The 12,266-nt window shown below is 64.4% G+C and carries 12 protein-coding genes; 1 reads left to right on the top strand and 11 read right to left on the bottom strand.

Annotated features, from left to right (window positions below; genetic code table 11):
- Positions 1–94 precede the first annotated feature (94 nt).
- The 8 genes from bluB to WIT60_RS14075 all read right to left on the bottom strand — a co-directional run bounded on the left by bluB (position 95) and on the right by WIT60_RS14075 (position 8,188).
- Positions 95–745 (bottom strand): 5,6-dimethylbenzimidazole synthase, encoded by a 651-nt coding sequence (gene bluB, locus WIT60_RS14040; RefSeq protein WP_339584509.1) that lies wholly within the window; start codon positions 743–745, stop codon positions 95–97.
- 225 nt (positions 746–970) lie between these two features.
- Positions 971–1,909, bottom strand: a complete 939-nt coding sequence (locus WIT60_RS14045) for a CysB family HTH-type transcriptional regulator (RefSeq protein ID WP_339584510.1) — start codon at positions 1,907–1,909, stop codon at positions 971–973.
- The gene (locus WIT60_RS14050; RefSeq protein WP_339584511.1) at positions 1,906–2,964 is read right to left on the bottom strand and encodes a sulfate/molybdate ABC transporter ATP-binding protein; all 1,059 of its coding nucleotides are present in this window, start codon (positions 2,962–2,964) and stop codon (positions 1,906–1,908) included. The genes WIT60_RS14045 and WIT60_RS14050 overlap by 4 nt, the downstream gene beginning before the upstream one ends.
- The gene (gene cysW, locus WIT60_RS14055) at positions 2,961–3,869 is read right to left on the bottom strand and encodes a sulfate ABC transporter permease subunit CysW (protein ID WP_339584512.1); all 909 of its coding nucleotides are present in this window, start codon (positions 3,867–3,869) and stop codon (positions 2,961–2,963) included. The genes WIT60_RS14050 and cysW overlap by 4 nt, the downstream gene beginning before the upstream one ends.
- Before the next feature lie 14 nt (positions 3,870–3,883).
- Positions 3,884–4,726, bottom strand: coding sequence for a sulfate ABC transporter permease subunit CysT (cysT, locus tag WIT60_RS14060; RefSeq protein WP_339584513.1), 843 nt, complete (start codon positions 4,724–4,726; stop codon positions 3,884–3,886).
- A gap of 30 nt (positions 4,727–4,756) precedes the next feature.
- Entirely contained in the window at positions 4,757–5,782 is a 1,026-nt protein-coding gene (locus tag WIT60_RS14065) for a sulfate ABC transporter substrate-binding protein (RefSeq protein ID WP_339584514.1), read from the bottom strand.
- Positions 5,783–5,993: 211 nt separating this feature from the next.
- Positions 5,994–7,040 (bottom strand): sulfate ABC transporter substrate-binding protein, encoded by a 1,047-nt coding sequence (locus WIT60_RS14070; RefSeq protein WP_339584515.1) that lies wholly within the window; start codon positions 7,038–7,040, stop codon positions 5,994–5,996.
- A 203-nt stretch (positions 7,041–7,243) separates the two neighbouring features.
- The gene (locus WIT60_RS14075) at positions 7,244–8,188 is read right to left on the bottom strand and encodes an SDR family NAD(P)-dependent oxidoreductase (RefSeq protein WP_339584516.1); all 945 of its coding nucleotides are present in this window, start codon (positions 8,186–8,188) and stop codon (positions 7,244–7,246) included.
- 211 nt (positions 8,189–8,399) lie between these two features.
- On the opposite strand from WIT60_RS14075, the gene WIT60_RS14080 reads away from it, so the two are divergent.
- Positions 8,400–9,281: a metal-dependent hydrolase gene (locus WIT60_RS14080; RefSeq protein ID WP_339584517.1), complete on the top strand. Its 882-nt coding sequence runs from the start codon at positions 8,400–8,402 to the stop codon at positions 9,279–9,281.
- A 21-nt stretch (positions 9,282–9,302) separates the two neighbouring features.
- Here the strand turns inward: WIT60_RS14080 and WIT60_RS14085 are convergent, their stop codons facing one another.
- From WIT60_RS14085 to WIT60_RS14095, 3 genes are read right to left on the bottom strand one after another with little or no spacing between them, the layout of a single operon-like run.
- The gene (locus WIT60_RS14085) at positions 9,303–9,899 is read right to left on the bottom strand and encodes a sugar transferase (protein ID WP_339584518.1); all 597 of its coding nucleotides are present in this window, start codon (positions 9,897–9,899) and stop codon (positions 9,303–9,305) included.
- Between the two features lie 30 nt (positions 9,900–9,929).
- Complete coding sequence (locus WIT60_RS14090; RefSeq protein ID WP_339584519.1) at positions 9,930–11,108, bottom strand: DegT/DnrJ/EryC1/StrS family aminotransferase; 1,179 nt, start codon at positions 11,106–11,108, stop codon at positions 9,930–9,932.
- Positions 11,109–11,129: 21 nt separating this feature from the next.
- The gene (locus WIT60_RS14095; RefSeq protein WP_339584520.1) at positions 11,130–12,230 is read right to left on the bottom strand and encodes a glycosyltransferase family 2 protein; all 1,101 of its coding nucleotides are present in this window, start codon (positions 12,228–12,230) and stop codon (positions 11,130–11,132) included.
- Between the last annotated feature and the right edge of the window lie 36 nt (positions 12,231–12,266).

Here is a 12,266-nt window from a genome sequence, read left to right on the forward strand (position 1 = left end):
CGCAGCGACCTCACCATTAGCACTCACATTCAGCGAGTGCTAACAGATTATAGGGACGCTCCGAGACATTTCAAGGGGCATTTCGACAGACACTTCACCCGCGCAGCGCAGATGGCGGCCAGCAATTGGTCAACAGCATCTCGTCCAGCGACCGACCGTGGCGCCAGTCTTCCAGCTCCAGCATCGGAGCGTCATAAAACTGAGGCACAGGCCCCAGACACAGGATCGCAATGGGCTGAGCGGTGTCAGGCAGTTGCAGCTCATGCGCCAATGCAACGGGATCGAACATGGAGACCCATCCCATGCCCAGATTCTCGACACGCGCAGCCAACCACAGGTTCTGGATCGCACATGCCACCGAGCACAGGGCCATTTCCTTGGGCATGGTGCGGCGGCCAAACACGGTGCCATCGTCAGGCGCCAGGACCACCACGAGCAGCTCGGCACACTCCCGAATGCCCTCAACCTTGAGCTGCATGAAGGCGTCGCCGCGCTCGCCCAGGGCCTCGCAGGTCTTCAGCCGCTCGGCCTCGACCAACTCGGCGATGCGCCGACGCAAGCTGGTATCGGTGATGCGCACGAAGCGCCAAGGCTGCATGAGCCCGACCGATGGAGCGTGGTGAGCCGCTTGCAGCAAGCGCCGCAACACCTCGGGCGCGACGGAAGCACCTGGCGTGAAGTGGCGCATGTCGCGCCGCGCCTGAACCAGTTGATGGAACGCCGCGCGGTCTTGCGCAGAAAACACATGCCCGCCTGGTGCCTCGACGGCAGCGTGGTCGCGGCACCCCGTCGATTCAGCGGGATCACTGACGTGGGCTTGACCTGACATGAGGGGCGGGTAACCGTTGGCATGGCAGGACGCCACCGCTCCAATTGTATCGATGCGTGCCGTCCACCCCGCTACTTCAGCGTGCCTGGGGCCAGCTGTCACGCAGGCTCAAGCCCGGCCACTCACCCGAGCACACAGGACTCATGCTGCGTGGTCGTTGGCCTGCCTCACCGCCTGCTCCACCACCTCACGGGTCAACGGAGGTGCAAAGGTCTCGATGAAGCCATAGACATACCCGCGCAAAAAAGCGCCGCGGCGGAAGGCCAGCCGGGTCATGTTGATGGCGAACACGTGGCCGGCGTCGATGGCACGCAGGTTGCGGTCGCGATCCGGATCGAAGGCGATCGACGCCACCACTCCCACGCCCATGCCCAGCTCTACATAGGTCTTGATCACGTCCGCATCCATGGCCGACAGCACGATGCTGGGCTTGAGCCCTTCTTTGGCAAAGGCCTCGTCGATGTGCGAGCGACCAGTGAAGCCCTCGTCGTAGGTGATCATCGGGAAACGGGCGAGGCGTGCGAGGGTCAAGGGCTCGCCATCGAGCAAGGGGTGATCGGGCGGCACCACCACGCTGTGGGTCCAGCTGTAGCAAGGCAAGGTCACCAGCTGGTCATATTGGTCCAGGGCTTCGGTGGCGATGCCGATGTCGGCTTCACCATTGATGAGCATCTGGGCCACCTGACGTGGCGACCCCTGGTGCAGGCTGAGCGTGACCTGCGGGTACAGCTGCCGAAAGTCCTTCACAGCGCCTGGCAGTGCATAACGCGCCTGCGAGTGGGTGGCCGCCAGTGACAGTGGCCCGACATCGTGCGAGGCGCAATCGCGCGCGGCCTGGCGCAGGTTCTCTGCCTCGCGCAACAGACGCTCCACCACCGGTAGCAGCTGCTGACCAGGTGGGGTCATGCCCGTGAGGCGCTTGCCCACGCGCTGGAACAACTCCACGCCCAACTCGTCTTCGAGCTCGCGGATCTGACGGCTCACGCCAGGTTGCGAGGTGTGCAGTGCGTTGGCCACCTCGGTCAGGTTGAACCCCCGCCGAACGGCCTCCCTGACCGAACGCAATTGCTGAAAGTTCATGCTGCCCCCGCCTGTGCCGGCGCTTCAAAGTGGCGCACGCGACGTGCCTTGAGGTGGGCGATCTGGCCCACGACCAGGACGCCGGCATCTCGCAGCGCCGCATACTCGTCACGCGAGAGCTCGACCTCGATTTCGCCCTTGCCATCGCCGCGCTCAAAAGCCAGGCGGGTGTTCGGACCCACGGTCAGCACGTCGATCAAGGTGGCGGCCACGCTGCCCTCGGCGGGCTGGGCCAGCACCTGCACCTCGTGCGGACGCACGTAACTCACCGACTGAGCCTGCCCGGCATCACCCGCCACGGCGCCTTGCGCGTGGTCACGCCCGTGGAACAGGTTGACGTCGCCCAGGAATTTGAGCACGAAAGGTGTGGCGGGGTGGTCGTAGACCTCATCCGGGGCACCCACCTGCTCGATGCGGCCCTGGTTCATCACCACGATGCGGTCGGCCACTTCCATGGCTTCTTCCTGGTCGTGGGTCACGAAGACGCTGGTGATGTGCATTTCATCGTGCAGGCGACGCAGCCAGCGGCGCAGTTCCTTGCGCACCTTGGCATCCAGGGCGCCGAAGGGCTCGTCGAGCAGCAGCACCTTGGGCTCCACCGCCAGGGCACGCGCCAAGGCGATGCGCTGACGCTGACCACCGGACAACTGGTGCGGATAGCGGTCGGCAATCCAGTCGAGTTGCACCAGCTTGAGCAGCTCGGTGACCTTCTTTCGGATCTCGGCTTCCGGTGGACGCGTGGCCTTGGGGCGCACCCGCAGGCCGAAGGCCACGTTCTCGAAGATCGTCATGTGGCCGAACAGCGCGTAATGCTGGAACACGAAGCCCACATTGCGCTCGCGCACGGCCACATGGGTGGTGTCTTCGCCGTTGAACAGCACGGTGCCACTGTCAGGGGTTTCCAGGCCGGCAATGATGCGCAGCAAGGAGGTTTTGCCCGAGCCCGAAGGGCCCAACAAGGCGACCAACTCCCCCGAAGGGATGTTCAGGTTCAGGTTGTCGCACACCACGGTCTGACCGAAACGCTTGGCCAGGTTCTTGACTTCGATGCTCATGCTGCCGCTCCGGCTTGCTGGGCCTGGGCCATCTGCTGATGGACCCGGCGTTCAACGATGTATTTGAGGACCAGGGTGACCAGCGCCAGGCTGGCCAGCAGGGACGCGACGGCGAACGACGCGGCGAACTGGTACTCGTTGTAAAGGATCTCGATGTGCAGGGGCATGGTGTTGGTCTCGCCCCGGATGTGGCCCGACACCACCGACACGGCCCCGAACTCACCCATGGCGCGGGCGTTACACAGGATCACGCCGTAGAGCAGACCCCACTTCACATTCGGCAGCGTCACCTTCCAGAAGGTTTGCCAGCCCGAGGCGCCCAGCACGCGGGCGGCCTCTTCCTGCTCCTGGCCCTGCGCCTGCATCAGCGGGATCAGCTCACGCGCCACAAAGGGGAAGGTCACGAAGATGGTGGCCAGCACGATGCCCGGCACCGCGAAGATCACCTTCAAATCGTGCGCCATCAGCCATTCGCCAAACCAGCCTTGCAGGCCGAACACCAGCACATAGATCAAACCGGCGATCACAGGTGAGACCGAGAACGGCAGGTCGATCAGGGTGAGCAGCACGCTCTTGCCACGGAAGTCGAACTTGGCAATGGCCCAGGCGGCCGACACGCCGAACACCAGGTTCAGCGGCACCGAGATGGCCGCCGCGATCAGGGTCAGCCACATGGCGGACACTGCATCGGCCTCGGTGATGGCGGCGACATAGACCTCCCAGCCTTTCTTGAAAGCCTCGAAGAAGACCGACACCAGCGGCACAAACAGGAACAAGGACAAAAACACCAGCGCCACGCCGATCAAGACGCGACGCACCCACACCGGCTCGGTGGTGGCACGGGCCACATTCGGCGGGGCCACGCTCTGCACCGGCAAGGGTTGGGCCACAGACACAGCACTCATGGTCACAACCTCTCTTACTTGCCCTGGCGCTTGCGCGTCCAGGCCTGCAAGCCATTGATGGCCAGCAGCATGATGAAGGACATCACCAGCATCACCACGGCGATCGAGGTGGCTCCGGCGTAGTCGTATTGCTCGAGCTTGGTGATGATCAGCAGCGGCGTGATCTCGGACACCATCGGCATGTTGCCGGCGATGAAGATGATGGAGCCGTACTCACCCAGGGCGCGGGCAAAGGCCAGCGCAAACCCGGTCAGCAAGGCGGGCATCACGATAGGCAGGATCACCTTGGTGAAACTCTGCCAGCGGCTGGCGCCCAAGGTCGCGGCCGCTTCTTCCAGTTCGGAGGCCATGTCTTCGAGCACCGGTTGCACCGTGCGCACGACAAAGGGCAGCCCGATGAAGGTCATCGCCACAAAGACCCCGATGGGTGTGAAGGACACCTTGAGCCCCAGGGGCTCCAGGTACTGCCCGATCCAGCCATTGGCCGAGTACAGGCCCGTCAACGTGATGCCGGCCACGGCCGTGGGCAGCGCAAACGGCAGGTCCACCAGCGCATCGACGATGCGCCGCCCGAAGAAGTCATAACGCACCAGTACCCAGGCCACCAGCAGCCCGAACACGCCATTGATCACCGCAGCCAGCAAGGAGGCCCCAAAGGTCAGCTTGTAGGAGGCCACCACGCGCGGCGAGGTGACCACCTCCATGAACTGATCCCAGGTGAGCTCGGTGCTGCGCAGGAAGGTGGCGCTCAAGGGAATGAGCACGATCAGACACAGGTAGGTGAGCGTGAGCCCCAGTGCCAGATCGAAGCCGGGGAGCACGGTGTGCCGCCGCAGCAGGGTTTTGGACAAAATCATGACAACTCGCTTGGAGAACGACGGCGCGGCTTACTTGTTGCGGCGAGCGCCGAGGGTGATCTGGTCGTAGATGCCACCGTCCTTGAAGTGGTCAGCCTGGGCCTTGCGCCAGCTGCCGAACACCTCGTCCACCGTGAAGGTCGACACCGGCAGGAAGGCCGACTTGTACTGGGCCAGCACCTGGGGCGAGCGCGGACGCAGGTGGAACTTGGCCGCGATCTGCTGGCCTTCGTCGGACCACAGGTACTTCAGATAGGCCTCGGCCTGCTTGCGTGTGCCCTTCTTGTCGACCACCTTGTCCACCACGCTGACCGGGTTCTCGGCCAGGATGGTGATCTTGGGATAGACCACCTGGTAGTCGCCGTTGAACTCGTTCTGGATCAGGGGCACCTCGCTCTCGAAGGTGACCAGGGCATCGCCCATGTTGCGCTGGGCGAAGGTTGTGGTGGCGGCGCGGCCACCGCCGTCGAACACCGGCACGTTCGCAAAAATCTTGCTCACCAGGGCACGGGCCTGCTCAGGCTTGCCGCCGGTCTTGATCACCGAGCCCCAGGCGGCGAGGTAGGTGTAGCGGCCGTTGCCCGCCGTCTTGGGGTTGGGGATGATGACCGACACGCCCGGCTTGGCCAGGTCTGCCCAGTCCTTGATGCCCTTGGGGTTGCCCTTGCGCACCAGAATCACAGTGACGGACGTGGTGGGGGCGCTGTTGTTCGGGAAGCGCTTGGCCCAGTCCACGGGCACCAGCGCACCGCGGTCGGCGAGGATGTCAATGTCGCTGGCCTGGTTCATGGTGATCACATCGGCCGCCAGACCGGCGATGACGCTGCCGGCTTGCTTGCTGGAGCCGCCGTGAGACTGGTTGATGTTCACGGTCTCGCCCGTGGTCTGCTTCCAATGTTTGGCGAAAGCGACGTTGTAGGCCTTGTAGAACTCGCGGCTGACGTCGTAGCTGACGTTGAGCAGGTTGGTGTCGGCCTGGGCACCGGCGCTCAGGCCCGAGGCGATGACCGCCACCGCGGTCAGACGAAGCAAGGAGGTCTTCAAAGAAAACAGCATGACAAGGCCCTTTCTAGATGCAATGAAGGCATGTTAGGGACGTGACCTCATTCGACAAACAACTGATTTCTTACTTGCTTATGCACGAAACGACAATGAGGCACGAAAAAAGGGGCTGCCCCTGTGTGAAGCAGCCCCCAAGATGCAGCGGCGCGACCTCCATCCCTGCGCCGGCACCACCCCACTGGATGTTGATGCGTGTGTCTGAGTTTTACTTCTTCACGTAGATCTGGTCGAAGACGCCACCGTCACCGAAGTGCTCCTTTTGCACCTTGGTCCAGCCGCCCAGTTCGTCGATCTTGAACAGATTGACCTTCGGGTACTGCGCGGCGTACTTGGCAGCCACCTTCGGATCGGTCGGGCGGTAGTAGTTCTGAGCCGCGATGTCCTGACCTTGCGGCGAGTACAGGTATTCCAGGTAGGCCTGGGCCACGGCACGGGTGCCCTTCTTGTCGACCACCTTGTCGACCACCGTCACCGGAGGCTCGGCCAGGATGCTCAGCGGGGGCGCAATGATGTCGAACTTGTCCGGACCCAGCTCCTTGATGGCCAGCAGGGCTTCGTTTTCCCAGGCCAGCAGCACGTCACCAATGCCACGCTCGACGAAGGTGGTGGTCGAACCACGGGCACCGGAATCCAGCACCGGCACGTTGGCAAACAGCTTGCCCAGGAACTCCTTGGCCTTGGCTTCGGATTTGGTCTTCTTCAGCTCATAGCCGTAGGCGGCCAGGTAGTTCCAGCGGGCCCCGCCCGAGGTCTTGGGGTTGGGCGTGATGACGGCCACGCCGGGCTTGACCAGGTCGTCCCAAGTCTTGATGCCCTTGGGGTTGCCCTTGCGCACCAGGAACACGATGGTCGAGGTGTAGGGCGAGCTGTTGAGCTTCAGACGCTTTTGCCAGTCCTTGGCGATCAGGTTCTTCTCGGCGACGGCGTCGATGTCATATGCCAGCGCCAGCGTGACGACGTCGGCATCCAGGCCGTCGATGACCGAGCGGGCCTGCTTGCCCGAACCACCGTGCGAGGTCTTGATGGTGACGTTGTCACCGGTCTTGCTCTTCCAGTAGGACGAGAAGGCCTTGTTGTATTCCTGATAGAGCTCACGGGTCGGGTCGTACGACACGTTGAGCAGCTCGATGTCCTTGGCGTGGGCGGCCACAGGCGCCAGGGACCCGAGGGCCACCGTGGCAGTGAGGGCCAGCGAACTGACCACGCTCAGCAGGTGACGACGCGTAGAGGGGTGTTTGACAGAGCTCGACATGGTGACAGCGGTGTGTTGTGAGACAGTGGATTCACTGTAGAAAAACACCGATCTGTCGTGAACGAAGCAAATCGCCCATCCATATGCAGGCAACAACTTTGTGTACCCGCATATGCGCCGGGCGCAGCAGCGAGGGGTTGCCCCGCTGCGTGCACCGGTGCGCGCGCACGTGGATGCAGGTTCGCGCGCAGGTATGTGCCCGATCAGCCCAGCGAGCGCGCAGCCATCACCTTGGCCAACTGGCTTTGCGACTGCGCCGAGCCGCTGGCCGGCACCAGCTCGCCGTGGCGATCGTCGATCTGCGCAAAGCGGGCGGCCACCTGCTCGGCCGCGTCGGCACCCTCCAGCACCACCGTGCCTTCGGTCAGCGTGATGTGCGAGGCCGCAAAGCCACCAGCGCCGGCACACAGGATGGCGCGGGTGGGGGCCTCCTCGCTGGCCAGGAAGACCACGCCGGGCGACACGCTCTCGGGCGTCAACAGGGCCAATACTGCCGGCGGCATCAGGTCTTCGGTCATGCGCGTGGCGGCGGTGGGTGCCAGGCAGTTGACGCGCACGTTGTACTTCTCGCCTTCCAGCGACAAGGTCTGCATCAGGCCTACGACGGCCATCTTGGCAGCGCCGTAATTGGCCTGACCGAAGTTGCCGAACAGACCCGACGACGAGGTCGTGAAGATGATGCGGCCGTAGTTCTGCGCCTTCATGATGTCCCACACGGCCTTGGTCACATAGACGCTGCCCATCAGGTGCACATCGACCACCAGGCGGAAGTCGTCGAGCGTCATCTTCGAAAAGCTCTTGTCACGCAGGATGCCGGCGTTGTTGACCAGGATGTCGATGCGGCCCCACTCGGCCATCACCTGATCGACCATGGCTTGCACGCCGGCCGGGTCGGTCACCGAGCAACCGTTGGCCATGGCCACACCACCGGCAGCACGGATCTCGGCCACCACGGCCTCGGCGGCGGCGCTGCTGCCGCCACTGCCATCACGGGCAGATCCCAGGTCGTTGACCAGCACCTTGGCGCCACGCGCAGCCAGTTGCAGGGCATGGCTGCGGCCCAGACCACCACCGGCACCGGTCACGATGGCCACGCGGCCGTCAAAACGCAGGCCGTCCTGCGAAGCGGAAGAAGACAGAGTGCTCATGGGGGGATCTCGTTGGGGGGACGGTTGGAAACAAACGCAAGGGCCACATCATCGCTTAGCCCAGGCCCCGCGCAAACCCGGATTCCGCACATTGGAATCCACCAGGGAAATCGATAACGTGTCGCCGGCGATGCCCTGCTGTCGCGCGCCCAAACCAACGGACGGCGCCCGTCTTCCTAGACTGCCCACACAGACAAAACGGAGACTGGACATGAGCCACATCAAGAACCAAGGCCCCGGGGAGATCGTGCCCCGCGAGAAGCTCGACTTCGGTCTGACCGCGCAGACCCCACGCTGGTGGTATGGCAACAAGCCCTTCCAGACCCGCGTTTTCGACGGCATGCAGGCCGCGTTTCCCGATGGTGAGCGCTACTTCATCACCAGTGTGCGCGCCTTCCGCCACCAGATCACTGACCCCAAACTGGCCGAGGACGTGAAGAACTTCATCCGTCAGGAAGGCCAGCATGGCATCGCCCACACACATTACAACGACCTGCTGCGCCAGCAGGGCTGCGATGTGGACACCATCCTGACCGAGGCCAAGGCCCTGTTCGATGGCTACACCCGGCGCTACTCGGCCAAGTACAACCTGGCACTGACCGCCGCGTTCGAGCACTTCACGGCCATGATGGCGCAGATGCTGTTTGCCACGCGCGACGCCATGGGCCCGGCCGACCCGCAGGTGCGCGCCCTGTGGGCCTGGCACGCCATCGAAGAGATGGAGCACAAGGCTGTGGCCTTCGACGTGATGCAGAAGGTGGCCAAAGTGGGTTACGTGATGCGCTGCGTGGCCATGACCCATGCGCTCTACAAGGTGGTGACCGACAGCATGCGCCTGACCAACCGCCTGCTCATGGGCGATGGCTTCTCACGCAGCCAACGCCTTTGGCTGTGCGTGAAGGGCGCATGGTGGCTGTACGGCTACAAGGGCCTGTTTGCGCGCAACACGGGCGCCATGCTGAGCTACTACAAACCCGGCTTTCACCCCTGGCAGCATCAGGTCATCCACAGCTACCCGCTGTGGCGCCAGACCTATGAGCAAACCGGCAACCCGATGGCCGCCGGTGAGGCGATGTTCCAGGCAGCGCACTGAGGTGCAGCCCACTCGTACGCCTCACCCGCGCACGATCGCGCCAATCGTGCGCAGAATCAGCCTGATGTCCAGCCACACCGAGGCCTGATCCACATAGCTGGCGGCCAGCGCCAGCTTGTGGGGCAGCACCTCGTCGATGTAGGCGCGCTCGGGGTCTGCGGCACGTGCCAGCACGGCGCTCTCGTCGCGGTATTCGATGGACGCAATGTCGGTGATGCCCGGGCGCACCGACAGCACCTTGTCGCGCAAGGCCGCCGGGTAATGCGCCACATAGCGTGGCACCTCGGGGCGCGGGCCGACCAGGCTCATGGTGCCCTGCCATACATCGATCAACTGCGGCAACTCGTCGAGCTTGCTGGCGCGCAAGAACTGCCCCACCCGCGTGATGCGCCGATCGGCGCCCACGGTGATCTGCAAACCGCTGCCTGCCGGGTCGTGGCGCATGGTGCGGAACTTGTGGATGCGAAACGGCACACCGAAGCGCCCTACCCGCTCCTGCCGGAAAAACACCGGGCCCGGCGAGTCCAGCTTGACCGCCAGCGCGATCAAGATCAGCAGCGGCCCCAGCGCCAGCAGGCCCAGGGACGACATCAGCACATCAAACAGCCGCTTGCTCATCGCGCAGTCAAGATCAAGGTCACGTGCACTTCAAAGGCCACAGGCCTTGCGCACCGCGGTGATGACGCGCTCCACGTCCTCGTCCGTCATGCGGGTGTACAGCGGCAGGGTCACCATGCGCTCGTAGGCCTTCTGGCTGTGCGGGAACTGCTCGGGCTTGAGGTCGTAGCGCTCCTTCCAGTACGGGTGCAGGTGCAGCGGGATGTAGTGCACGCTCACGCCAATGCCATCGGCAAACAGGCTGTCGATCAGCTGGTCGCGGTTGATCGTGGCCTCGTCGCTCAGGCGCACCACATACAGGTGCCACGAGTGCAGATCGCCTGCGTGCACCGGGCGCGGGGGCAGAAGCAGCGGCAAGTCGGCAAGCGCCTCGTCATAGCGCGCGGCGATCTGCTCACGACGGCTCTGGAAGCCTGGCAGGCGCTTGAGCTGGTGCAGGCCCATGGCCGCCGCGATATCGGTCAGGTTGTACTTGAAGCCGGGCGCGACGATCTCGTAGTACCAGCTCGGCACCTTGGCGGTGAAGCGGTCGAAGGCATCGCGGTTGATGCCGTGCAGGCGCATGACCTTGGCGCGCGCCGCCAGCGCCGCATCGCGCGTCACCAGCATGCCGCCCTCACCCGTCGTCATGGTCTTGTTGGCGTAGAAGCTGAACACCACGGCATCGCTGTGCAGGGTGCCAATGCGTTGCCCCTTCCAGGTGGTCGGCAGCGCATGGGCTGCGTCTTCCACCACTTTCAGGCCGTGCTTCTGTGCAATGGCGTGGATGGCGTCCATGTCCACCGACAGACCGGCATAGTGCACCGGCATCAGCGCCTTGGTCCGCGGGGTGATGGCCGCTTCAATGGCAGCGGGGTCGATGTTGAGCGTGGCCGGATCGATGTCCACCAGCCTCACGTCGGCGCCCAGGTAGCGCACCACCTCGGCGGTGGCGGTGAAGGTGTGCGTCGTGGTGATCACCTCGTCACCAGGGCCGATGCCCAAGGCCTCCAGCGCCAGATGCAGGCCGGCGGTGGCCGAGTTCACTGCAATCGCCTGCAGACTGGCGTCGCCCAGGTAATCGACAAAGGCCTGCTCGAACAAGCGGGCCTTGGGGCCGGTGGTGACCCAGCCGGAACGCAGGGTGTCCACCACTTCCGCGATTTCTTCCTCGCCGATTTCGGGCAAGGCAAAGGGCAGGAAGGGCTGCGAGGCAGAAGCTGAACTCATGGGAATCTCACTGAAAACAGGTCAACGCGTCAGGCGACCGAAAGCCGGATCGGGGCGGCGGCGCACCAGGGCGTCCCACCAGCCTCGGATCGACCCCAGACCGTAACCAAAATGATAGGCGGCGATGACATCGGGCAGTTGCCAGCGCAGATCGCGCCCCTGCTCGCGGGCGATGCGCCAGCTGATCCAGAACACCGCCGTGCCATACAGCCAGCCCTGCAACAAGGCCAGCGTAGCGGCCGCGGTCACCACCACGGTCAAGGTCTCGCGCAGCCCCGGTGACAGCGGCACCCACATCAAGGCCGGCACCCCGATCACGGTCACCAGCAAGAGCAGAATCAGCGCGGCCACAAACAGCCCCGGAATCAGGTGACGCAAGGCCGCCGCCTGCCCGTGCTTGAGCATCACAAACGGCTTCCAGTAACCGTACTGGCGGTACTGGCGGAACACGTCCATCTTGCTGGCCCGCGGGAAGTAGGTCGAGTGGATGGACGACGATTGCCAGATGCGGCCGCCCCCCTTGTGGATGCGCAGGTTGTGCTCATCGTCCTGATTGCGCACCAGGTTTTCGTCGAAGCCGCCGAAACGCTCGAAGGTGGCGCGGGGCCAGGACCCGAGGTACACCGTGTCCACTTCACCGTTGTAGGCCAGGTCACGCGACAGCGCCCCACCGGCCACCAGGCGAGACTGGAACGCCGCGGCCACCGCCCGTTGCACCACCGCCGCCGGCCCGCTCTCGCCCTGCGCCCGCCAGGGTCCGCCCACGTTGTCGGCGCCAGTTTCCTGCCACACGGCCAGGCAGCGCGCGATGTAGTCGGGGGCGTACACCGTGTGCACGTCCAGGCGCACGATGAACTCGCCGTGGCTGGCCTCGATGCAGCGGTTCAGGCCGCACGAGACGATGCGCCCGGGATTGTCGATCATGTGAAAGCGCGCATCCTGCGCACACCAGGCGCTCAGGCGCTCGCGCGTGCCGTCGTCACTCAGGCCATCGGCCACCCACACTTCCAGCGTCCAGCCCTCGGGCACCTGCTGCGCGGCCACGCTGCGGCAGAAGGCCTCGATGTGGTCGCGCTCGTTGCGGCACGGCACGATGACGGAGACGATGCGGGCATCAGGCATGGGCGGCAGGGGCATCAAAGGTGGCGAGGTAGCGGC

Origin of the sequence: Aquabacterium sp. G14 (genome assembly GCF_037482285.1) — a bacterium.
GTDB lineage: Bacteria > Pseudomonadota > Gammaproteobacteria > Burkholderiales > Burkholderiaceae_C > Aquabacterium.

Coding starts and splice junctions, on each gene's coding strand:
- WIT60_RS14045 (WP_339584510.1), bottom strand. CDS start 1,909: ATGAACTTTCAGCAATTGCGTTCGGTCAGGGAGGCCGTTCGGCGGGGG.
- WIT60_RS14050 (WP_339584511.1), bottom strand. CDS start 2,964: ATGAGCATCGAAGTCAAGAACCTGGCCAAGCGTTTCGGTCAGACCGTG.
- cysW (WP_339584512.1), bottom strand. CDS start 3,869: ATGAGTGCTGTGTCTGTGGCCCAACCCTTGCCGGTGCAGAGCGTGGCC.
- cysT (WP_339584513.1), bottom strand. CDS start 4,726: ATGATTTTGTCCAAAACCCTGCTGCGGCGGCACACCGTGCTCCCCGGC.
- WIT60_RS14065 (WP_339584514.1), bottom strand. CDS start 5,782: ATGCTGTTTTCTTTGAAGACCTCCTTGCTTCGTCTGACCGCGGTGGCG.
- WIT60_RS14070 (WP_339584515.1), bottom strand. CDS start 7,040: ATGTCGAGCTCTGTCAAACACCCCTCTACGCGTCGTCACCTGCTGAGC.
- WIT60_RS14075 (WP_339584516.1), bottom strand. CDS start 8,188: ATGAGCACTCTGTCTTCTTCCGCTTCGCAGGACGGCCTGCGTTTTGAC.
- WIT60_RS14080 (WP_339584517.1), top strand. CDS start 8,400: ATGAGCCACATCAAGAACCAAGGCCCCGGGGAGATCGTGCCCCGCGAG.
- WIT60_RS14085 (WP_339584518.1), bottom strand. CDS start 9,899: ATGAGCAAGCGGCTGTTTGATGTGCTGATGTCGTCCCTGGGCCTGCTG.
- WIT60_RS14090 (WP_339584519.1), bottom strand. CDS start 11,108: ATGAGTTCAGCTTCTGCCTCGCAGCCCTTCCTGCCCTTTGCCTTGCCC.
- WIT60_RS14095 (WP_339584520.1), bottom strand. CDS start 12,230: ATGCCTGATGCCCGCATCGTCTCCGTCATCGTGCCGTGCCGCAACGAG.